We start from the raw sequence: 20,657 nt of genomic DNA, 5'->3' as shown, positions 1-20,657 counted from the left end.
CACGACTTGTCTAGTTGTTGAGCACTGTATTTTGAAATGGTAAGTCGTAACTTTTCTCGCCGAGATTTCCTTAAAATGACCGCTGGTGGTGTGGTGTTGGCGTCTGCCCTGCCATCATTTTCTTGGGCTTCACTCCCTGACGAGCCACGTGCGCTGGCGATGAACAATCTTAATACTGGAGAGATCCTCGAAACATGCTATTTCGATGGAAAACGATACATTAATGATGAACTTCAAAGGCTGAATGAGTTTTGTCGAGACCATCGACGAAATGAGGTTCATCCCATGGATAGACGCTTGTTCGATCAAATAAGTCAAATTCAAAAGTTAATTGGTACAGAAGCAGAGGTGATCGTCATTTCAGGTTACCGTTCTCCTGCCACTAACGCCTCGCTGCGCAACGGGTCTTCTCGTGTAGCGAAAAAGAGCATGCACATGGAAGGGAAGGCCATTGATTTTCGTTTAGACGGCGTGAAGCTTTCAACGGTTCGTGATGCTGCATTAAGCCTAAAAGCCGGTGGCGTGGGTTATTATCCAGGTAGTAACTTTGTTCATATCGATACGGGAGCTGTTCGTTCCTGGTAGTGCTAGTTGAGACAAGGTTTCTAGTCTCAGAACGTCGTCGATTACCCACAGTTCAAAGCTTGAAGTCGCTAGGCCTTAGTGTCATAGTTGCGGCAGTTTTCACGCAAATTTATTCGGTATAGGTTATCTATGGCTCTGAAATACCAAGTTGTTCCAGTAACATCTTTCTCTCAAAACTGTTCTATTGTCTGGTGTGACGAAACCATGAAAGGTATTGTGGTTGACCCAGGCGGCGATGAAAAGCAGCTCGCTATGCTTATCAAAGAGCTAGGTGTTGACGTGGTAAACCTAGTGCTAACACACGGTCACTTGGACCACGTAGGTGGCACGGAGCCGCTGTCTGCACTGCTTGGCGGTACAGAGATTGTTGGCCCTCACAAGGCAGATAACTTCTGGTTGCAAGGTTTGGAAGGTCAGAGCCAAATGTTTGGTTTCCCGCTGACAGAAGCGTTTGAACCGCACCAATGGCTAAATGAGGGTGACACTGTCACTTTCGGTAATCAAGTGCTGAATGTATTCCACACACCTGGTCATACACCTGGTCACGTTGTGCTTTACAGTGAAGAAGCGCGTTTAGCGTTTGTGGGTGACGTTTTGTTTAACGGTAGCATTGGTCGAACTGACTTCCCACAAGGTGATTTCAATACGTTGATTAGTTCTATCAAAGAGAAATTGTGGCCTTTAGGCAGTGATGTCACGTTTGTCCCTGGTCACGGCCCTCAATCGACTTTCGGTCATGAGCGTAAAACTAACCCGTTCGTTGCTGACGAGATGCCGCTTTACTAAAAGTGCGTGTACTAAGCATTATTCTGGCTCGGCGGCAGCTAAGTATCGCCGAGTCAGTCCCACAAAATCCTCAGCCTCACGATCTAGATCACTTGCTGATATAAATAGATCGTAGCCATAAAAGCCTCTCTGATACTTCATCCGGTTGGCGAGCATCGCTAACAAACCTTTGTACTCAATCCCATCTCTGTTTATATACGGTTTAGGGTCAAGCACCATATCCTCAAACTTATCTTCACACTGATTTTGTTTCGCGCCTAAGTAAAGCAGTGCTCGCTGACTGAGGAGAATTTCAGTCGCTATACGAGGGCAGATTGAATTTAAGTAGGGTGAGTAGTGTTTTAGACGAATACCGATCCAAGGTAGCGGTTGGTGCCACCCTTCCTGTTGGTAGCTACAAATACCGATTGACTCAATATTTCGCCACCTGACGACCCAACCTCCTTTAAAAAGGTGTTGCTGAAAGTGAGAAGCTGTCAGCGTAAAAGTGACTTGGCTTTTCTTAATCATCAAGATGGCGAAACCAACGATTGCAGACATCAAAATGACCGACAACATGGCTTGCTTCCATCCCGGAGAAATGGCAACCAAAAACAAAGTGATGAGTGCAACGAGCAACAAAAGTATTCTGTTGATAGGGGAGTCGGGTTTGAAATGTGAATTTGTTAGGTGCAGCGTTTCCATGCTTATAACCTCATCGAATACTTGTCCAAAAATAAGTGGGTAGCTTTATGTGCATTGATTTGCATTCAAAATAAAACAAACCTCTGTTTTTATACCCAGTATTCAATAAATCCGTTCATAAAATATCTGATTAAATAGTAGACGTTCTATGCTTTGAGCGCATTTTTCATCGCGTTTCGCCGCTAAAACCTACAAATTGCTTGTGAATTTTGGTATAAAACGCGCTTCAAATTTTCATCCCTGCTGAGATGCAGTGAACTGGAGAAATATTCAATGAGACTTGCTCATAAGCGTAAAGTGCAGATGAAACTGCAAAAACGCATTAAAGCGACAGTAGCAAACTTAGCTGCAGCACCTAAAGCAGTGAAGCCTGTTGCGGAAAAAGCAGTAGCACCTTCTGTTGCTGAAAAAGCTGTTGCGGAGAAAGTAGTAGCTGATAAAAAAGTAGCTGCAGTGAAAACAGTTGATGTTGCCCTTACTCCTAAGCAACAACAAGTATTAGACATCGTTATGGCGAATGCTGAAGGTATTAACCCTAAAGGCATCGGTCTAGCTGCAGGTCAAGAAGATACTAAAGCGGCATCATGGGCTACTGGCGCACTAAAGAAGCTTCTTGAAGAAAACCTAGTTCAAAAAGAGCAGTTAGCAGGTAACAAAGTTATCTACAAAGCAGTTTAATTACCGCTACCGTTCTAGATTGAATACCTCGGCCGATGCCGAGGTATTTTTTTATCTTGGTATTGGAAATAATGCATTAAGTACTGACTTTAACACTACCAATAAGTGGTTTGTCACATTTTCTTAAATACTATGTAAATTTTTTGGCAGAAAAATACGTACGTATTGTCTTTTATTTTTATTCATAGATAAAAATATAATTTATTGATTTTGCTATTAACAGTCTTTTGTCATGACGATTATCCTACGTACTTGTACGTAATACCTTAGGCTAATGCCTTATTGATGAATTACTCGCTTCCGTGTTCATGCCCATTTCGCATTAGACAACATTGTTACATCTTTTATACCGAATACAGCCAATCCTAATGAAATGGATGACAACAATAACCTTGGTGATAAAGGACGTGAACGATGAGTCTAATCCAAAAATCTTTAAAACGAGTGCTCAAAACAACCGCTGTCGCTGCCGCGATGGCACTCGCAGCGACTTCTGTAAACGCTGCTGAAAAAGTCTATCGTTTAAAGCTTGCTGAAACTTGGGGGCCTAATTTCCCAATTTTTGGTGATACCACAAAAAACATGGCCAAAATGGCGGAAGAGATGTCCAACGGACGTTTGCAAATCCGCATTGATTCCGCAAACAAGCATAAAGCGCCTTTTGGGGTGTTTGATATGGTTAAGTCGGGGCAGTATGACATGGGTCACTCAGCGTCTTATTACTGGAAGGGTAAGGTTCCAAACACACTTTACTTCACTTCTATGCCCTTCGGTATGCTGCCAACTGAGCAGTATGCATGGTTTTACTACGGCGGTGGTATGGAGCTGATGGAAAAAGTGTACTCTCCACATAACTTGATGTCTTTCCCTGGCGGTAATACCGATACTCAGATGGGCGGGTGGTTCCAAAAAGAGATCAAGTCCGTCGAGGACTTACAGGGTTTGAAAATGCGTATCCCAGGGTTTGCTGGTGAGATTTTGGCTGAGTTAGGTGCCAAGCCAACGAATATCGCCCCTGGTGAGCTATATACTTCTCTAGAGCGTCGCACAATTGATGCCTTGGAATGGGTTGGTCCATCGCTGGATCTACGTATGGGCTTCCACAAAATCGCGCCTTACTACTACACAGGTTGGCATGAGCCAGCGACTGAGCTTCAGTTCCTCGTTAACAAGCGTACCTGGAATCGTCTACCTGATGATCTAAAAGCGATTTTGCAAGTAGCCATGAAAACGGCCGCTTACGATATGTACACGCAATCGAAACACGAAAGCGGCAAAAACTGGGCATCTATTAAGTCTGAATACCCAAATGTTGAAGTAAAAGATTTCCCACCTGAAGTCGTAGCTGCGTTGCGAGAAGCAAACGATCGTTTGTTGAAAGAACATGCAGAAAAAGATGCTTTGGCGAAAGAGATTCAAGAGTCGCAAGCGAACTATATGAATCAAGTTCGACCATGGTCAGATATTTCGCACCGAGCGTACTTAAACAGTCAAGCTCAACAATAACGTTATGAAGCAGGCGATGCCAAGAGGTTTAGCCTGCTATCGAAGCCCAAGAAAACTTCATAATGAATGCTCCGCACCATAGCGGAGCGCATCTAAACGTTCCACGGAGTTCGGAATGAGAAGTCTTATTTATATTGAGCGATTATTTAACCGCTTTAGCGATTTTCTCGGATGGTTATCCAGCATCCTGTTTATTTTGTTGTTAGCAAACGTTGTGTACGACGTTGTCATGCGTTACGTGTTTAATGATGTGTCTATCGCATTCCAAGAAATGGAATGGCATCTATTCTCTGCCGTGTTCTTGCTTGGTGTGCCTTACGCAATTAAGTCCGGTGGCCATGTCCGAGTCGACATTTTTTATGAACGCTTATCTTACAAAGCACAATCCATCATCGACATCATAGGCACACTATTTTTCTTATTCCCTTTTTGCCTACTGGTAGCTTGGTTTGGTATTGATTTCGCCAAGGAGAGTTACGCGTTAGGCGAGACGTCTGGTGACCCAGGTGGCTTACCATATCGTTGGATTATCAAAGCGATGATTCCGCTGTCATTTTTCTTTATGGCGGTGAGTGGTATTGGATTGTTACTTCATTCAATCAACAAAATTGTCAACCCTCATCTCATCTATGCCGGTAATAACGGTAAGTCGTAAAAGGAAGTCATTATGATCGGTATAGTGATGTTTTTTGTTGCGCTCTTTGCGCTTCTATTGGGATTTCCCGTTGCCTTTACTTTTGGTGGTATCGCGCTGATTTTTGGTGTTTGGGCTGAAGGCATCGAGATGTTTGCTTTTATGCCATATCGAATTCAGTCCATTATGGAAAATACGGTGCTAATGGCCGTACCGCTGTTCGTTTTTATGGGGCTAGTGCTACAGAAAACGAAGCTTGCTGAACAGCTACTAGAATCAATGGGGCGTTTGTTCGGTGGCGTTCGCGGTGGTATCGCTATTTCTACCGTGTTAGTTGGCGCATTGCTTGCAGCTTCAACGGGTGTGGTAGGCGCATCAGTTGTTGCGATGGGCTTAATATCTCTTCCTGTGATGCTCAAGTACAATTACGACAAAGGTTTAGCGTGTGGGACTATTTGTGCGTCTGGCACGTTGGGCCAAATTATCCCACCGTCTATCGTGTTGATCTTGTTGGGTGATGTACTTGGCGTACCGGTAGGGGACCTATTTCAAGCTGCGATCTGGCCCGGTATTACACTTGTTGGCGCCTATGTGATCTACATTCTCATCTACGCGAAGTTGAACCCTCAAGCCGCACAGGCGATAGAGCGCGATGAGTCGATCAGTCGTAAACAAGAAGTGCTCACCGCACTGAAAGCTGTATTGCCACCTTTAGCATTGATCATCGTGGTATTGGGCTCCATCTTTGCAGGGATTGCAACACCAACAGAGTCAGCGGCACTGGGTGGTGCAGGTGCGATTATTTTATCGCTATTGTATAAGCAGTTTAGTTGGTCGATGATTTATGATGCATCAAAAGAGACAGTTAAAGTAACCGCAATGGTCTTTGCGATCTTACTTGGTGCGACCGCCTTCTCAATGGCATTTACCTACACTGGTGGTGATTATTTAGTTGAAGAGTGGATGTTAGAACTGCCGGGTGAAAAGTGGGGATTCCTTATTATTACCATGGTGGTGATTCTGATTTTAGGTTTCTTTATCGACTTCGTTGAAATCTGTTTTATCATCGTGCCAATTATTGCGCCAGTCGCTGAATTGATGGGCATTAATATGACGTGGTTTGCGATTCTTATTGCGATGAACTTGCAGACGTCGTTCCTCACACCGCCATTTGGCTTTAGTTTGTTCTATCTAAAAGGTGTCGCGCCAGCAGGGGTTACTACGCGAGATATCTACAAAGGTGTGATGCCATTCATCGCGATTCAGATTGTTGTGTTGGCGTCTTTGCTGTTTTTCCCAGGTTTTTACGGTATGAGTTAATCACTCGATAAGAAAGAGATTTTGTGAACTGAGAGTTTTTACCTTTTGAGACAAGTTGTTAAGCTGTTAATTATGTCTATGCAGACACAATCGATTCGTTTGTACTGCTAAGATAGTAAGCTGTAAAGGCAGCGTTTCATGGAGGGAAGGGATGCCTCTCAAAGCAAAGTTAATTCTGCTGACACTGATACCCGTGGTATTGGTGTCAGCGAGTATCAGCTGGATCTCTATCTATCAAACCAAGACCCTTGGCAAAAGGGAGGTGGAGATCTTTCATCAAAACCTGATCCAATCAAAAGAAGCGGCGCTGAAAGATACGGTCGACGTCGCTTTTGACTCCATTTCTTACATCTACAACGATCCGACTTTAGAAGAGAGTGTTGCCAAAACGCGTGTGAAAGCGATTTTAAATCGTTTGAGTTATGGGTCGGACGGCTATTTTTTTGCTTATGATAAATATGGTACCAACCTTGTACACCCAGTTCTTCCGGAGCTTGTCGGGGAAAACTTACTCTATCTTGAAGACGAAAATGGCGATCGCTTAATCGAAGCTTTATTGTATCAAGCGCAATCAGGTGGTGGATTTCATCAGTACCTGTGGCAAAAGCCATCTACGGGTGAAGTCGTCCCTAAGCTTAGTTACGCTGCATGGCTCGATAAGTGGGAGTGGATGATAGGGACTGGGCTGTATATTGAGGATGTCAGCCGAGAAGTCGCCAATATGCGCGCGGCAGTGAACAAAAATATCGAAACGACATTTTTCTCAGTCGTCGTGATCTTAGCGGTGACCGTTGCTGTAATCATTGTTCTCACTCTGGCGATCAATCTGCACGAGCATCGCCTCGCTGATAAGAACCTGAAAGAATTGGCACATAAAACCGTGATGTTCCAAGAAGATGAGAAAAAGCATTTAGCGCGAGAACTGCACGATGGAATCAATCAGTTGTTAGTCTCCAGTAAATGTCATTTAGACTTAATGAGTCATAGACTGGAAGACGAAAAACTCAAATCCCACTTAGATAAATCACAACGATCGCTCGTCACCGCGATAAATGAGGTGCGGCATATTTCTCATCAGCTCCGTCCAAGCGCCCTCGATGATATCGGTTTAGAAGCAGCATTGACGACCTTGCTACAGGATTTTCATTCCCATTCCGGGATTGATATCGAGAGCAATTTCGATACTCAGCAGCACAAACTGACTTCGGAAGTCGCAACGACGCTATATCGCGTCGCTCAGGAGTCTTTGAATAACATTGAAAAACATGCGCGAGCGAAAAAAGTAACGGTTACTTTGCAAAAAATGGGCAATATGCTGCAATTACTCATACGTGACGATGGGGTTGGATTTGTGGTTAACCATGCAGTGCACCAACAAGGGATTGGGTTAAGGAACATGCAAGAGCGTGTAGAGTTCATCGGTGGTGAATTTGAGCTAATGAGTGAGCTTGGCTTGGGAACAGAGATTACTGTGCTGCTTAATTTGGATGAAATAGTTTATGGATAAACCGATTAGTGTAGTGATTGTCGATGATCATCAAGTGGTATTGGATGGCTTCATGGCTCGTTTGGAGTTAGAGCCTGACATCGAAGTGGTGGGTACAGCAAGTAATGGCTTGGAAGCGATAGAGGTCGCAAAGCACTTGCAACCGGACGTCATATTGATGGATATCAGCATGCCAATAATGAACGGTATTGAAGCGACTGGTGTAATTAAAGAAGCTCGCCCAGAGAGCAAAATACTTATGTTGACCATGCACGATAATCGCGAGTACATCATGAAGGTCATGCAAGCTGGTGCCGTAGGATATATGCTCAAGGAAATCTCGGCCGAGAAAATGGTGCAAGCAATAAAAACGGTTAACCAAGGCTCGACGTATTTCTGTGAATCCGTCACACAAACACTCTTTACCCAAGAAGTGGTGCCTGCCACGCAAAAAACGAATCCTCTCAGCCGCAGGGAAGAAGCGGTACTTAAATTAGTTGCTCAAGGAAACAGCAGCAAGAAAATCGCCACTTTACTCAATATTAGTTATCGAACGGTAGAGACGCATCGCCATAACATTAAGCACAAGTTGGACTTACATTCGACGGCGGAGTTAGCAAAATATGCGTTTGAAACTGGGTTGACTGAGTAGGAGAGTAGTGCCCGCAAAAAGCGAGCACGTGGGAGCGAAACTAATCGGCTTTGGTAATGCTACCAAGCTCTAGCATTGGAGCAACATCGATGTCCTCTGCATTCATCATCGTCGAGATGCGTTGAACGGAAGATAGTAGAAGGGATTGCTCCCATTCTTCCAATTTTTGGAATCGATTAATGAAGTGCTCTTGCAGCGGCGTTGGTGCTTGTTTTAAGGCTTCTTGGCCCTTGCTCGTAAGTACAGCATGCACTTTACGCTTGTCTTGAACACTGCGCTGACGCTCAACAAACTGGCCTCGTTCTAGTCTATCTAGAATGGTCGTTGCGGTCGCTTGGCTCATGTTAGTGTGGCTAGACAACTGTTTAATCGTCACGTTATCTAAGTCATTGATAGCGCGCATCAAAATCAACTGTGGAGCAGTCAATCCAGACTCTTTGCTCAGCTTTTTAGAATGTAAATCAATAGCGCGGATGATCTGACGAATCGAGACCAATACTTCTTCGTACTTTTCCAATTTATTCATCCAGTCTGTAGGGAACATTTATCGAGGCGACACTAACTTAAATGCGCCCTTATTTAAAGGGGGGAAATCAAAAATTACCCCTACAATTTTACGCCGTGTCCTCAATACCATTTTGTCGCGCCTTTTCGACAAAATAAGAAGAGCTAAAATTATTATAGCAATAAATGTTTGTGGTCTAACTATTGTAGTAGTGATTTGTTCTATCAAAGGCCGTAACCACACAGTGAAAAGTAAGTTATTGGATTTTTTAATAGCAAAAAGATAGACAAAAACGTGTCAAATGATAGGATCTTGCGCCTTCACGGAATGCAAAACGTATCGTGTTCGAAAGATTTTTTTGTTTGGTACGTAAAAACACTACAAAAATAGAGAGGAACGATGACAAAGGGTATAGATAAGTACAGTATCGATAGTACCGACTATACGGTAGGTCAGGACAACGTTCAAAAATGGGGTTTTGATGTTCATAACCCAGTTTTTGGTATTAGTGCAGGTTTAATTGCGCTGTTTCTTGTCGCTGCATTAGTTCTAGATGCACATACCGCAAAGACGGCACTTGATGGGCTGAAGTGGAAAATTATTGGTTCATTCGATTGGTTGTTCATTATTGCAGGTAACATTTTCGTTATTTTCTGTTTGGCGCTTATCGTCTCACCAATGGGTAAGATTCGACTAGGTGGTAAAGACGCTGTCGCCGATTACTCGTTTATGTCATGGCTTGCAATGCTATTTGCAGCTGGTATGGGTATCGGTTTAATGTTCTGGAGTGTTGCAGAACCTGTCGCTTACTTCACCGGTTGGTATGAAACGCCACTTGGTGTTGAGGCAAATACACCAGAAGCCGCGAGATTGGCACTGGGTGCAACGATGTTCCACTGGGGCCTTCACCCATGGGCAATTTACGGTGTTGTAGCACTTTCTTTAGCATTCTTTGCCTACAACAAAGGTTTACCGCTATCTATGCGTTCGATCTTCTACCCACTTCTGGGTGATCGTGCATGGGGTTGGGCTGGCCACATTGTGGACATTCTGGCTGTGCTTGCGACTTTATTTGGTCTTGCTACATCCCTAGGTCTAGGTGCGCAGCAAGCAGCAAGTGGTATTCATCACGTATTTGGTGTTGAGCCAGGCCTGGGCCTACAAATCGTCGTTATTACCGTGGTGACTTTACTTGCTGTTGTTTCAGTCGTACGCGGCATCGATGGTGGTGTTAAAGTCATTAGTAACATCAACATGGTTGTGGCGTTCTTGCTACTGATTCTTGTTGGTCTTATCGGTTGGGCGGCGAGTTTAGGTTCGATTCCAACCACACTTATGGCATATGTAGAGAATATCATCCCACTAAGTAACCCGTTTGGTCGTACGGACGAAGCTTGGTTCCAAGGCTGGACAGTGTTCTACTGGGCTTGGTGGATTTCATGGTCGCCATTCGTAGGCATGTTCATCGCGCGTGTTTCTCGTGGCCGTACCGTTCGCGAGTTCATCACAGCAGTTCTACTGGTTCCAACTGCGGTTACCGTTGTTTGGATGTCTGTATTTGGTGGCCTGGCGATCGAGCAAGTTGTTGATAAAGTAGGTGAGCTGGGCACAAATGGCTTGACTGACGTATCACTTGCTATGTTCCAAATGTTTGATGTTCTTCCATTTGGTAGCATGCTTTCTATCATCGCTGTTGTGCTGGTACTTGTGTTCTTCATTACGTCTTCTGACTCTGGTTCACTTGTTATCGACAGTATCACGGCAGGTGGTAAAGTCGATGCACCTGTACTTCAACGTGTCTTCTGGGCATTCATGGAAGGTGCAATTGCGGTTGCTCTGCTATGGATTGGTGGCTCCGAGGCGGTTCAAGCTCTTCAGGCCGGTGCCATTTCTACAGCACTGCCATTTACCTTCATTCTGCTTGCAATGTGTGTGAGCTTATTGATGGGTATGCGAACTGAGCGTCAGTAATTCGGCATTTTATAAAACCGTCTGACTAACAATTAATCAAAAGGCCAGCAATTTGCTGGCTTTTTTTGTGCGGTTTTTATGACGCTCGAGACAAAAAAATGACACATGAAAGTTCATATTTTACAAAGAGTTAATGTGCTATTTTGTTTTTTAAAAATTAGTGAATAGTCGTAAAAAAGTGTGTAATATTCATGCACCTTAACTGTTCTCCCAACTCAAAAAACTATAAATATGAAATTATCATTAAAACAAAAGCTTATAGGCGCAAGCCTTTCTGCTGTTGTTGTGATGGCAACAGCACTTACTTGGTTGTCGGCTGGTCAATTATTTGATCAGACTCGTTCAGGTGTCTATTCACGTGCGCAAAGTCTTAGTACTACTGCGTCAGAGGGAATTTCTGATTGGGTCAATATCCGTAAAGATATTGCCACTGCGTTCAACGACTACTCGACCGAGCAAGACGTTGTTCCTTTCCTACAACAAGCTCGCAAGGCTGGTGGCTTCGATGACATCTTCCTTGGTACACCAAACGGTGATATGTACCGCTCTCATCCGGAGCGTAACCGTGCTGATTATGACCCTCGCACACGTCCTTGGTACAAGGATGCTGATGCCGCGGGTAAGCAAATCATCACAGCCGCATATCAAGACGCAATCACGAATGCACTACTTGTGACCATTGCTGAGCCAGTAATGAAAAATGGTCAGTTTGTTGGTGTTGTTGGTGCGGACGTACTGATCGATCAGCTTATCAGCGATGTGATTAACTTAGATGCAGGTGAAAACGCGCATGCGATGCTAATCGACATGAATGAAGGCACCTTCTTAGCGCATCCAGATAAAAGCTTGACGCTTAAGCCTATCACCAGTGTTCTAAAAGATTTTTCAGAAGAGGCAATTGAGCGCGCCGCCGATGAAGGTCGTATCGAAGATACGGTAATCAAAGGAAAAGAGAAGCTTTACTACTTCAATAAAGTTCCTGGTACGCATTGGATGTTTGCGATTGAAATGGATCGCGCAACAGAAGAAGCAGGTCATGCGGTATTGCTACGAGATCTATTGTTTACTGCTGTGGCGATCACGATTGTGGTTATTCTTGCAGTTTCTTGGCTAGTTGGTTTCTTGTTCCGTGACTTGAACCGCGTATCAAATGCACTGGAAGAAATTGCATCTGGCGAAGGTGACTTAACGCAACGCCTAGAACCACGCAGTGATGATGAAGTAGGTAAACTGGCGGAAAACTTCAACCGTTTTGTTGGCAACATGCACACAATGGTTACTAAGCTTAGCCACGTATCTTCTGCGCTTTCAGAGCAAGCACGCACGACAGCACAGCAAGCTGAGGAGCGTAGTCAGCGTATCTCTTACCAGCAAGATGAAATCAACATGGTGGCGACGGCCGTGAACGAAATGGCAGCAGCGACACAAGAAATTGCAGGTAATGCTGATAGCACGGCAAGTAACTCAGAAGAAGCGGTTCAAGCTTGTTCACACGGTTCAAGCCAAGTAACTCAAACGCAAGGCTCTATTCAGAACTTAGCGCAAGAAGTTCAAGTTGCTACTGATGTGATTCAAGAGCTAGAAGCACACGGAAATAGCATCAATACGATTCTATCAACGATTCAAGGCATTGCAGAGCAAACGAACCTACTTGCACTTAACGCGGCGATCGAAGCGGCACGTGCAGGTGAGCAAGGCCGTGGTTTTGCTGTGGTTGCAGATGAAGTCCGCGTATTGAGCCAACGTACTCATGCTTCAACGCAAGAGATTCAAGAAACTATCGAGATGCTACAAGGCACAACAGCCAAAGCGGTCGGTATTATGGGTGACAGTCGTCGTCTAGCTGATACCAGTGTTGATGATGCCAATGCGGCTGCAGCGAGCTTGACGCAAATCCACACTGCTGTTGAGCGTATCAGTGATATGGCAACGCAGATTGCTTCAGCAGCGGAAGAGCAAGCATCGGTAACCACTGAGATCACTCGTAACACTGAAGGTATTCGTGACGTGTCTAACGAGTTGTCAGTCGAAGCTCATCAAGCAGCAGAACAAGCTGCTCACCTGTCTGAGCTATCACACGAACTTGAACAAGAGATTCAACGCTTTAAGCTGTAATCTTGTCTCAACCTAAGTAAAAAAGGAGCCATCTGGCTCCTTTTTTGATCGCTATTAAGCGTGAAGTATACTACAGCCAGAACTCACTGATGGGTTGCTCTTCACTGTAATGATGGGCGATTTGCGCTTGCAGTAGCTCTGCGGTAGCAATTGCATCGGTTAATGCATGGTGAGGCGTATAGTCTGGCAGCCCATAACGGCGTCGAGATTGCGCTAGCCGAACCGATTCTGGTTTTTTCCCTTTTAAACGCTCCCAGAGAGAGCCGGAACGTTTCTGTTGAATCGTTTCTTCGAGGTGCAGCGTATCTAAAACAGGAAACTCAATACCTTCCCCTAAACGGCTTTTGAGCGCTTTATCCAGAAACTCTCTCTCGATACGACGGTAATGAACAACAATGATTTTCCCGCTTAAGGATGGTAGCAGCTCGCTTAAGATATCGCCTAAGTCAGGTGCATCGATCAATTCGCTGTGAGTAATACCGTGTATAATGACTGAATCTTCATCGAGTGCACGCTGTGGACGTACCTTCCAATGACGCGAGTTACGTAGGAAAATTCGCTTCAGGTTAAACGGCACCAAACCAATAGTAATGATGTCATGTTTTTCAGGATTCAAACCCGTCGTTTCGAAATCTAACGCCACGAACTCCACCTCAGATAACGGTGTTTCTGGAGCAGGCGGCTTGTTGCTATAAAACGCAATTAAATTCTCATCCTTCGCCATCTCCAGCTTTTGTTCAAACTTCGTTGGCCACTGAATGGTTGGCTTCTGAAAGAGCTTTTTAATCATGCTAAACCTCACTTAAAGCTCTTGTTCGCTTGGTAGCGGAACTTAAGGAAATTTTGACCATTGCTTAGGATCTGGAATGCATCCTTTAGGTTGCGACGTTCAAACTCAGAGAGGTTTTCCGGTTCGATATTGTTATCAGGCTCAATGCCTAGTTCCACATCCGTCGCTTGGTGACGAATACGTACCATGGAAATAAATTCTAACGCGTCTTTTAAGTCTTGTGCTCGACCTTTTGGCAAAATGCCAGCATCAATAATGTCGTCAAGACGCTCAAACGAGTTCTGTGCACGTGAACCAACCGCCAGAGAGTGAACGCGAATTAAGTCGACCAGAGGAGCAGTACCGCGACGTTTGAGGTTGATGGAGTTGTTGTGTCTGCCATCTTTTTCCATCACGAAGTCTTTAAAGAAGCCCAGAGGTGGTGTTCTGTTTAGTGCGTTACGAGCCAAACACGCTAAGAAGCGGTTGTTCTTTCGAGCGCGACGAACAATAAAGCTAGTTAACTGTTCTGCCCATTTTAAGCGGCCATAGACGCCATCCAAGTCGAAAAAGATGGAGGCGTTGAGTAGTGCTTTCGGGTTCGGGTTATCAATCCAGTCAGCAAAACACTCTTCCCACTCTGAACGAGTCATGCGCCACAGTGGGTTGGTTGCCATAATATCGCCTGTGCAATATTTGTAGCCGCAGGCATCTAACCCATCGCTGACGTATTTTGCTAGGGCTTCGAAGTATTTACCATGTTTCTCTTCTTGATAGGTCTCATCTAGAATGATGGCGTTATCTTGGTCAGTCACCAACAGTTGCTCATCTCGCCCCATTGAGCCAAGTGCAAGGAAACAATAAGGAATTGGCGGTGGGCCAAGCTCTTCTTCTGCCATTTCTAGCAGACGCTGTTTGAAGCTTCGGCCAATGACCGACATCGCGCTACCCACCATGTGAGAGTTGGCATCTTCATTGACCAGACGCACGAAGCTGCTTTTCACTTCTTCGGCAACAACGGCTAAATCTTCGATAGTCTGTTGTTGGAAAATACTACTCACCAGCAACAACGAATTCTGAGATTCATAACGAACAATGTCGGTTGTTTCGATAATACCGATTGGTAATTGGTTTTTTACCACTGGTAGGTGATGTACGTTGTAACGCAGCATCGTTAACATTGCTTCATAGATGTAAGCGTTGTGGTCAAGAGACATGACCTCCGTGGTCATCACACTAGACACATCGTCCTGTGGGGACAAACCTTCAGCTAACACACGGGTACACAAATCACGGTCAGTAATGATACCAAGTACTGGGGACTGTGGATCGTCTTCGTCACGAACGAAATCTGGGTCGACGATAAGTAAAGCCGATACGTTGTCATTCGCCATTTGCTGCGCGGCTTGCTGGATTGTCTGACCACGATCAATCGTATGAGCATCGCCAGTCAGCAAGGTTTTCACTTTCGACGTCGTCAGGTCATTGGCGTCTTTGTTTTCTGAAATGGCTTGGCGTAAACGAGCGCTATTTTCAACTTCAACAAAATCCGCAAAGGAATCAAAGTTATCGTAAATTTCTTGGAAAATGTCACCAGGAATACAGTAGAGCAGGGTATCCTCAATGGCTTTTACCGGAAAGCGGACTTTGTTATTGGTGAGCATGCCCATCTGGCCAAATAGGTCACCTTCGTCAAGGCGATTATACAGCTCACCTTTGCGTCGATAAACTTCAACAACACCGCTTCGCACCACGTATAAATCTTGGATATAGTCTCCAAAATGGATGATGGGGGTATCTTCTCGGTAGTACGAGATTTCGACACTCTCTGTCACCTTGTTTAGTGTTTCTTCAGGGAGTTCATTGAACGGGGGATACTTGGCGAGAAAGTTGTAAATCTCGAGAAGTTCTGCATCCATCGAAGGCGCCTTTTAGTTCGCAAATAATAAAGTAATCTTAACTTAGTTTTAAAACAGAGTCTTATCTGAACCGCGATTTTCGTGCTCAGTCATAAGATTCTGACATATCGCACGATAAGGGAGCTTCATTTTTACTACTATATGGTCACCTCAATTGAAAAAGACGTCGTCGATATGTTTTCTTCGTGATGACTGATTAGATCTTTGGCTGTTTCAGATCGTTATCACGTCTTTAGATTACGCTATTCTTCTTGAGCCAAGTAGCTCAGGCGATGGAATACAGTGTTTAGATAATTCTCATGAAAGGAAGTCGAATGATGAGAAATTTATTGCTTGTTTCTTTAGCTGCTTTGCCGGCGATATCAAGCGCAGCGGTCATGGACCAAGCAGAAAAGTTTGGGTACGAACACATTCATTTGGATGTTGGTGCCGGAACGACAAACGAAGAATGGTTAGATAACTCTAATGCGACCACAGTTGGACTCGGTGGTAACTATTTGTTTACTGAGAACTGGTTGTTTAATGTTGATTACTCAGCGCAGTTTTTCCATCCGGATGATTTTACTCTTCGCATTGACCGCCTTTTGTTTGGTGGTGGTTACCGTTATGGAGTTACAGAGCAATTCGATATCTACGGGATATATGGAATAGGCGCAATCAAAGCGAAAGCGACGGACGACAAAACGGATAATACGTTGTCTTCCGATAGCGAATTGATTCAAGCTGTAACTGTTGGGGTGAATTACTTGCTCAGTGAAAAGCTTATTGCGACAGCTGAAGTGGAGTTGAACCGAAGTGATATCGTTGATGAGAACAATTTTAAGATCGGTCTTAACTACCAATGGCATAAAGTCATCGGCACTGGTCTTTTTTATCAGTTTAGAGATACTGATTACAGCGGTGAAAGCTCAGATTACGTCAATGAAGTTGGGCTGAGTTTGAAGTTTGTCTACTAGATCGGACGGGTTCGTTTTTGGCGTTAAGTTAAAACAAACAAAAAAGGTCAGCTTATGCTGACCTTTCCTTTTAATAAAGTATGCGACAGTCGATTATAAAACCGCTGCAATGCCTTTACACAGAGGGCCCATATTTGACTTCGTCATACCAGCAACACTGATTCGGCCAGAACCGACAATGTAAATGCCGAACTCTTCTTTAAGGCGGTTAACTTGCTCTTTAGAAAGACCAGAGAAAGAGAACATACCATTTTGACGTTCGATGAAACTAAAGTCTGCGTCCACACCCTCTGCTTTTAGTGTCGCTACAAATAGTTCACGCATTTCTTGAATGCGGTCACGCATTTCTGCTACTTCAGCTTCCCATTCCGCACGCATTTCGGCGTTGCCAAGTATGTGAGTCACGACAGCGCTGCCGTGTGCAGGTGGGTTAGAGTAGATAGAGCGAATAATGGCTTTAACTTGAGAAAATGCGGTTGTTGCGACTTCTTCTGACTCAGCTACTAACGTGAAGGCACCTACGCGTTCATTGTATAGGCCAAAGTTTTTCGAGAAAGAGCTCGCGACTAGGATTTCTTTGTTGTATTTAGCAAAAGTACGAAGACCTGCAGCATCTTCTTCCACACCTTTAGCAAAGCCTTGGTAGGCGAAGTCGAACAGAGGAAGCAATTTCTTCTCTGCGACAAGTTTCGCCAATGTTTCCCATTCTTCAGCCGTAGGATCGATCCCTGTAGGGTTGTGACAGCAGCCGTGTAGAAGCACGATGTCGCCTTCAGATGCAGATTGCAGATCATTTAGCATCGCATCGAAGTCTTTGTCTTTTGTTTCAGCATTGTAGTAGCTGTATTGTGCCGTTTCGATACCAGCAGCAGTAAATACGCCGTTGTGGTTCGCCCATGTTGGGTTGCTGATCCAGATCTTTACATCGCCTAGTTGACGTTTAATAAACTCGCCGGCAACACGTAGTGCACCAGTACCACCCGGAGCTTGAGCTGTTTTAGCGCGTTTTTCGTTTACAATTTCTGCATCAGAGCCGAAAAGCAGTTTTTGCACTGCAATGCCGTACTCTGCTGTGCCTTCGATGGTTAGGTAAGATTTGGTTTTTTCAGTTTCAACAAGTGCTGCTTCAGCTTTCTTTACTGTCGCAAGAACGGGAGTTTCGCCTTGCTCGTTTTTGTAAATACCTACGCCAAGGTTAATTTTGTCTGCGCGAGCATCTTTTTTAAACTCTTCAGTAAGGCCAAGAATAGGGTCAGCCGGAGCGGCAACTACTTTTTCAAACATAATCTTCATCCATGTTAATCGAAGGGGTGTGCTAACATTTATACCTTTCAGCAATATTGGTTACAACCGTTACTGAAAAGAAAACCTAAAAAAGTTGCGATTTGAAACAGAATTCTAACATAACTAAAGTTTTTGCCATGAAAACGTTTGGTAGGCACAGAGTTTGAAGGGCATTTATGCCATGGTTGGAGAAGTTTTGCACACATCCCAATCGTTTCAATTCAGTGCTTTGCGTTAACGCGTTTATAATTGTCTAGTGAGGATTTGTTGAGACAAAAACGCCCCACCAAAGGTGGAGCGTTTACTGTTAGAAGTATGGATATCGGTTGGGGTTATTTCTTTAGATTGATTTCCGACTCAACCGCATTGGTTTCGATGTCAGGGTTAGAAGAAAGTTTTTCAGTCGCCCAGTCGTTCATATGCTTTAAGATCGCTTTTAATGCGTGCTTTTCGGTTGGTACTTCTGTCTTTTCAACTTCAAGTTTTTGCTTCGGATGCGTACCCGTCGCATCTTCCGCAACGTGTAGCCAATCTGGGTGCCAGTAATAAGGTTGGCCGGAAGGAGAGCTCCAAGAATGTACGCCGTTGGATTCACCTTTGTATTTAATATCTTCTTCGTTGTATTTCGCCATTATTGTTTTCTCTCATAATCCATGAGTTGAGGTGTGCATCACCATTACTATTTAAATGTAACAGATGTAATGAAAATTAATGTGATAACAATCGACTTATTTTGCCCTTTGAACGCTATAGAAGATGCGTACTTCTCATTCAGAAGAATTTACTATTTGGCAGGTTTTAGCTTTATTTGTGTTTAAAGCATACAACGATGGATTCGCCTACCTAATGCTATTCTTGAACGGTGATAGAGCCTAAACTACTCGTCATTCAAGTGTTTGAGAATCGCCGCTTTTGCATGCTCTTCTGTCGCTGTTTCTCCATCAGGGACTTCAAGGTCAGCCTTTTTGTGTTCACCCAAAGCATCTTCAGCGATATGCAGCCAATCAGGATGCCAATAATAAGGGGTGGTACTGCCAGGATGGTCCCAGCTATGTACACCTTTATGTTTTCCGCGATACGAGAGATCGTCCATTGTAAAAACTTTCATCGCTTCCTCCTGATTTAAAGACAGTAGTTCGAAGTGAGTTTAACGCACTCAGTCCAACGTAAAACCTTGGCTTTTAGGTATTGCAAAGATGTGAGGCAATATGTGTGTAACGGTCAAAGTATGGGATATAAACGCTCACTTCGTGGCTGAAATATCTATTGATAAGCTTGATAAATTACGTTGCTAAATTGAATACTCCCATATCAGAATGCTGGCGCGAAGTATGCTATGGTGCGGCTGTAAGTGAAATGAGGGAAACATGAACCGATACCGTCAACTGGCTGAGCTGTTCAAAACGCAGATTCAGCAAAATACTTGGAGAGCAGGGGAAAAGCTGCCATCAGTGCGTGTAACAAGCCGAAACCATTCTGTCAGCGCAGGTACGGTATTACAAGCTTATCAGCTGCTCGAAGCACAAGGTTGGGTCGCAGCGAAACCTCAGTCTGGATACTTTGTTACTGCGGAGTTGGACCGCTTCGAACCGAGTTCTCCAGCCACTTCCGTTTATCGCTCCAGCATCAACGATGAACTTTACGACTACCTCAAAAATCAGGCCTCATCGAATGCGGTGAAGTTTGGCTCCGCGTTTCCAGACCCTGCATTGTTCCCATTAGAAGCGCTAAACCGCAACCTAGCCAGCTCAGGCAGGAAGATGGGGGCAGAGACGTTATTGGATAACTTGCCGCCGGGCTGTGAGTCTCTACGCCGTTTGATTGCTCAACGGTACATCCAACAAGGTATGGTGTTTACCCATGATGATATTGTCGTTACTTCTGGCGCATTAGAAGCGTTGAATTTGAGCCTTCAGGCCGTGACCCAGCCTGGAGATACTGTTGTAGTTGAATCACCGACATTTTATGGCGCACTTCAAGCGATTGAACGTTTAGGTCTAAAGGCGATAGAAATAACGGTGGATCCGTTAACTGGACATTCAGTGGATCAAATTGAAGCGACTTTTACCGACAATGATGTTCGCGCATGTTGGTTAATGACTAACTTTCACAATCCAACAGGAACCTTATTAAGTGACGGGCAGAAGCAGCGTATCGTCGAACTGGCTGACAAATACGATGTGTACTTGATCGAAGATGATGTGTATTCAGAGCTTTATTTTTCTGAAAAAAAGCCAAGCTCACTTAAAGCTTTTGATACACAAGAGCGCGTATTGCATTGTGGATCATTTTCAAAAAGCCTTTGCCCTGGCTATAGGCTGGGCTGGGTGGTAAACAAACGCTTCAATGCGCAACTTCAAAAGCTGCAACTTATCTCGACGTTGTCAGGCAGTGCACCAATCCAGCAGGGTATCGCGCATTACTTGCAAAACGATAGTTATGATAGCCATCTTAGAAAACTGCGAAAGAATCTTGAGCAGCGGCAATTGGCGTTTATTGAACTGGTTGATAAGTACTTTCCCCAATCGATTCGTTACACGCAACCGGAAGGCGGCTATTTTCTTTGGATAGAACTGCCGAAAACAAAGTGCGGAAAAGCGATTTATCAAAAGTTATTGGAAGCGAACATCACTGTAGCATTTGGTCAGTTGTTTTCTGTCGCTCCAAATTATGAGAACTACCTGAGGCTTAATACATCGTTACCTGTAAATGATGAATTAGAACAAGCCGTGAAGACGGTCGGAGAATTACTTCATTAGCCAACTGTTTACCTGTTTTTTGCTCAAACTGTATCAGTGGACGATACC

19 protein-coding genes are annotated in these 20,657 nt (G+C 44.4%); 12 read left to right on the top strand and 7 right to left on the bottom strand.

What is annotated here, in order from left to right; genetic code table 11:
* The first annotated feature begins 36 nt into the window (after positions 1 to 36).
* Both R7P74_RS18460 and R7P74_RS18455 read left to right on the top strand, forming a co-directional pair.
* Positions 37 to 585 carry a DUF882 domain-containing protein gene (locus tag R7P74_RS18460; RefSeq protein WP_031778936.1) on the top strand — a complete coding sequence of 183 codons (549 nt, stop codon included), beginning with the start codon at positions 37 to 39 and terminating at the stop codon, positions 583 to 585.
* A gap of 129 nt (positions 586 to 714) precedes the next feature.
* Positions 715 to 1,371 (top strand): MBL fold metallo-hydrolase, encoded by a 657-nt coding sequence (locus R7P74_RS18455; RefSeq protein WP_115386146.1) that lies wholly within the window; start codon positions 715 to 717, stop codon positions 1,369 to 1,371.
* Between the two features lie 18 nt (positions 1,372 to 1,389).
* Here R7P74_RS18455 and R7P74_RS18450 read toward each other — a convergent pair whose 3' ends face one another.
* Positions 1,390 to 2,055, bottom strand: coding sequence for a DUF2982 domain-containing protein (locus R7P74_RS18450; protein ID WP_005376857.1), 666 nt, complete (start codon positions 2,053 to 2,055; stop codon positions 1,390 to 1,392).
* A gap of 273 nt (positions 2,056 to 2,328) precedes the next feature.
* Here R7P74_RS18450 and R7P74_RS18445 point away from each other — a divergent pair, with 273 nt between their 5' ends.
* The 6 genes from R7P74_RS18445 to R7P74_RS18420 all read left to right on the top strand — a co-directional run bounded on the left by R7P74_RS18445 (position 2,329) and on the right by R7P74_RS18420 (position 8,331).
* Positions 2,329 to 2,733 (top strand): hypothetical protein, encoded by a 405-nt coding sequence (locus R7P74_RS18445; protein WP_005376863.1) that lies wholly within the window; start codon positions 2,329 to 2,331, stop codon positions 2,731 to 2,733.
* Between the two features lie 414 nt (positions 2,734 to 3,147).
* The gene (locus R7P74_RS18440) at positions 3,148 to 4,239 is read left to right on the top strand and encodes a TRAP transporter substrate-binding protein (protein WP_017636112.1); all 1,092 of its coding nucleotides are present in this window, start codon (positions 3,148 to 3,150) and stop codon (positions 4,237 to 4,239) included.
* 115 nt (positions 4,240 to 4,354) lie between these two features.
* Positions 4,355 to 4,894 carry a TRAP transporter small permease subunit gene (locus R7P74_RS18435; RefSeq protein ID WP_005376869.1) on the top strand — a complete coding sequence of 180 codons (540 nt, stop codon included), beginning with the start codon at positions 4,355 to 4,357 and terminating at the stop codon, positions 4,892 to 4,894.
* Between the two features lie 12 nt (positions 4,895 to 4,906).
* Positions 4,907 to 6,193 carry a TRAP transporter large permease gene (locus R7P74_RS18430; RefSeq protein WP_005376871.1) on the top strand — a complete coding sequence of 429 codons (1,287 nt, stop codon included), beginning with the start codon at positions 4,907 to 4,909 and terminating at the stop codon, positions 6,191 to 6,193.
* Positions 6,194 to 6,344: 151 nt separating this feature from the next.
* Entirely contained in the window at positions 6,345 to 7,700 is a 1,356-nt protein-coding gene (locus tag R7P74_RS18425) for a cache domain-containing protein (RefSeq protein WP_005376873.1), read from the top strand.
* On the top strand, positions 7,693 to 8,331 hold the full coding sequence (locus tag R7P74_RS18420) for a response regulator (RefSeq protein WP_005376875.1): 639 nt from the start codon (positions 7,693 to 7,695) through the stop codon (positions 8,329 to 8,331). The genes R7P74_RS18425 and R7P74_RS18420 overlap by 8 nt, the downstream gene beginning before the upstream one ends.
* 40 nt (positions 8,332 to 8,371) lie before the next feature.
* On the opposite strand, the gene R7P74_RS18415 is transcribed toward R7P74_RS18420, so the two are convergent.
* Positions 8,372 to 8,848 (bottom strand): MarR family winged helix-turn-helix transcriptional regulator, encoded by a 477-nt coding sequence (locus tag R7P74_RS18415; RefSeq protein ID WP_005376877.1) that lies wholly within the window; start codon positions 8,846 to 8,848, stop codon positions 8,372 to 8,374.
* 387 nt (positions 8,849 to 9,235) lie between these two features.
* Between R7P74_RS18415 and R7P74_RS18410 the strand changes: the two genes are divergently transcribed.
* Together R7P74_RS18410 and R7P74_RS18405 are read left to right on the top strand one after the other, a co-directional pair.
* Positions 9,236 to 10,807 carry a BCCT family transporter gene (locus R7P74_RS18410; RefSeq protein ID WP_005394723.1) on the top strand — a complete coding sequence of 524 codons (1,572 nt, stop codon included), beginning with the start codon at positions 9,236 to 9,238 and terminating at the stop codon, positions 10,805 to 10,807.
* Between the two features lie 231 nt (positions 10,808 to 11,038).
* Positions 11,039 to 12,922, top strand: a complete 1,884-nt coding sequence (locus R7P74_RS18405; RefSeq protein WP_005376880.1) for a methyl-accepting chemotaxis protein — start codon at positions 11,039 to 11,041, stop codon at positions 12,920 to 12,922.
* 70 nt (positions 12,923 to 12,992) lie between these two features.
* Here the strand turns inward: R7P74_RS18405 and R7P74_RS18400 are convergent, their stop codons facing one another.
* A complete protein-coding gene (locus R7P74_RS18400) occupies positions 12,993 to 13,712 on the bottom strand; it encodes a 3'-5' exonuclease (protein WP_081107483.1) in 720 nt (239 codons plus the stop codon).
* An 8-nt stretch (positions 13,713 to 13,720) separates the two neighbouring features.
* Positions 13,721 to 15,610: a DUF294 nucleotidyltransferase-like domain-containing protein gene (locus R7P74_RS18395; RefSeq protein ID WP_033905640.1), complete on the bottom strand. Its 1,890-nt coding sequence runs from the start codon at positions 15,608 to 15,610 to the stop codon at positions 13,721 to 13,723.
* Between the two features lie 314 nt (positions 15,611 to 15,924).
* Between R7P74_RS18395 and R7P74_RS18390 the strand changes: the two genes are divergently transcribed.
* Positions 15,925 to 16,566, top strand: a complete 642-nt coding sequence (locus R7P74_RS18390; protein WP_064354122.1) for an outer membrane beta-barrel protein — start codon at positions 15,925 to 15,927, stop codon at positions 16,564 to 16,566.
* A gap of 93 nt (positions 16,567 to 16,659) precedes the next feature.
* Here R7P74_RS18390 and R7P74_RS18385 read toward each other — a convergent pair whose 3' ends face one another.
* The 3 genes from R7P74_RS18385 to R7P74_RS18375 form a co-directional block, all read right to left on the bottom strand.
* Positions 16,660 to 17,850 (bottom strand): amino acid aminotransferase, encoded by a 1,191-nt coding sequence (locus R7P74_RS18385; protein ID WP_017636105.1) that lies wholly within the window; start codon positions 17,848 to 17,850, stop codon positions 16,660 to 16,662.
* Positions 17,851 to 18,182: 332 nt separating this feature from the next.
* On the bottom strand, positions 18,183 to 18,482 hold the full coding sequence (locus tag R7P74_RS18380) for a hypothetical protein (RefSeq protein WP_005376885.1): 300 nt from the start codon (positions 18,480 to 18,482) through the stop codon (positions 18,183 to 18,185).
* A 245-nt stretch (positions 18,483 to 18,727) separates the two neighbouring features.
* On the bottom strand, positions 18,728 to 18,958 hold the full coding sequence (locus tag R7P74_RS18375; protein WP_017636104.1) for a hypothetical protein: 231 nt from the start codon (positions 18,956 to 18,958) through the stop codon (positions 18,728 to 18,730).
* A gap of 259 nt (positions 18,959 to 19,217) precedes the next feature.
* On the opposite strand from R7P74_RS18375, the gene R7P74_RS18370 reads away from it, so the two are divergent.
* A complete protein-coding gene (locus R7P74_RS18370; protein WP_054574732.1) occupies positions 19,218 to 20,609 on the top strand; it encodes an aminotransferase-like domain-containing protein in 1,392 nt (463 codons plus the stop codon).
* Positions 20,610 to 20,657: the final 48 nt, after the last annotated feature.

It is taken from the genome of Vibrio sp. 2033 (genome assembly GCF_033339735.1).
The sequence above is the reverse complement of the archived record's forward strand: the minus strand, read 5'-3'. Positions and strand labels throughout refer to the sequence as shown.

Excerpts from the sequence above, each read along its gene's own strand:
- R7P74_RS18445 (WP_005376863.1), top strand. The coding sequence starts at position 2,329 with ATGAGACTTGCTCATAAGCGTAAAGTGCAGATGAAACTGCAAAAACGC.
- R7P74_RS18395 (WP_033905640.1), bottom strand. The coding sequence starts at position 15,610 with ATGGATGCAGAACTTCTCGAGATTTACAACTTTCTCGCCAAGTATCCC.
- R7P74_RS18450 (WP_005376857.1), bottom strand. The coding sequence starts at position 2,055 with ATGGAAACGCTGCACCTAACAAATTCACATTTCAAACCCGACTCCCCT.
- R7P74_RS18435 (WP_005376869.1), top strand. The coding sequence starts at position 4,355 with ATGAGAAGTCTTATTTATATTGAGCGATTATTTAACCGCTTTAGCGAT.
- R7P74_RS18410 (WP_005394723.1), top strand. The coding sequence starts at position 9,236 with ATGACAAAGGGTATAGATAAGTACAGTATCGATAGTACCGACTATACG.
- R7P74_RS18425 (WP_005376873.1), top strand. The coding sequence starts at position 6,345 with ATGCCTCTCAAAGCAAAGTTAATTCTGCTGACACTGATACCCGTGGTA.
- R7P74_RS18400 (WP_081107483.1), bottom strand. The coding sequence starts at position 13,712 with ATGATTAAAAAGCTCTTTCAGAAGCCAACCATTCAGTGGCCAACGAAG.
- R7P74_RS18440 (WP_017636112.1), top strand. The coding sequence starts at position 3,148 with ATGAGTCTAATCCAAAAATCTTTAAAACGAGTGCTCAAAACAACCGCT.
- R7P74_RS18460 (WP_031778936.1), top strand. The coding sequence starts at position 37 with ATGGTAAGTCGTAACTTTTCTCGCCGAGATTTCCTTAAAATGACCGCT.
- R7P74_RS18405 (WP_005376880.1), top strand. The coding sequence starts at position 11,039 with ATGAAATTATCATTAAAACAAAAGCTTATAGGCGCAAGCCTTTCTGCT.
- R7P74_RS18370 (WP_054574732.1), top strand. The coding sequence starts at position 19,218 with ATGAACCGATACCGTCAACTGGCTGAGCTGTTCAAAACGCAGATTCAG.
- R7P74_RS18375 (WP_017636104.1), bottom strand. The coding sequence starts at position 18,958 with ATGAAAGTTTTTACAATGGACGATCTCTCGTATCGCGGAAAACATAAA.
- R7P74_RS18380 (WP_005376885.1), bottom strand. The coding sequence starts at position 18,482 with ATGGCGAAATACAACGAAGAAGATATTAAATACAAAGGTGAATCCAAC.
- R7P74_RS18420 (WP_005376875.1), top strand. The coding sequence starts at position 7,693 with ATGGATAAACCGATTAGTGTAGTGATTGTCGATGATCATCAAGTGGTA.
- R7P74_RS18390 (WP_064354122.1), top strand. The coding sequence starts at position 15,925 with ATGATGAGAAATTTATTGCTTGTTTCTTTAGCTGCTTTGCCGGCGATA.
- R7P74_RS18385 (WP_017636105.1), bottom strand. The coding sequence starts at position 17,850 with ATGTTTGAAAAAGTAGTTGCCGCTCCGGCTGACCCTATTCTTGGCCTT.
- R7P74_RS18430 (WP_005376871.1), top strand. The coding sequence starts at position 4,907 with ATGATCGGTATAGTGATGTTTTTTGTTGCGCTCTTTGCGCTTCTATTG.
- R7P74_RS18455 (WP_115386146.1), top strand. The coding sequence starts at position 715 with ATGGCTCTGAAATACCAAGTTGTTCCAGTAACATCTTTCTCTCAAAAC.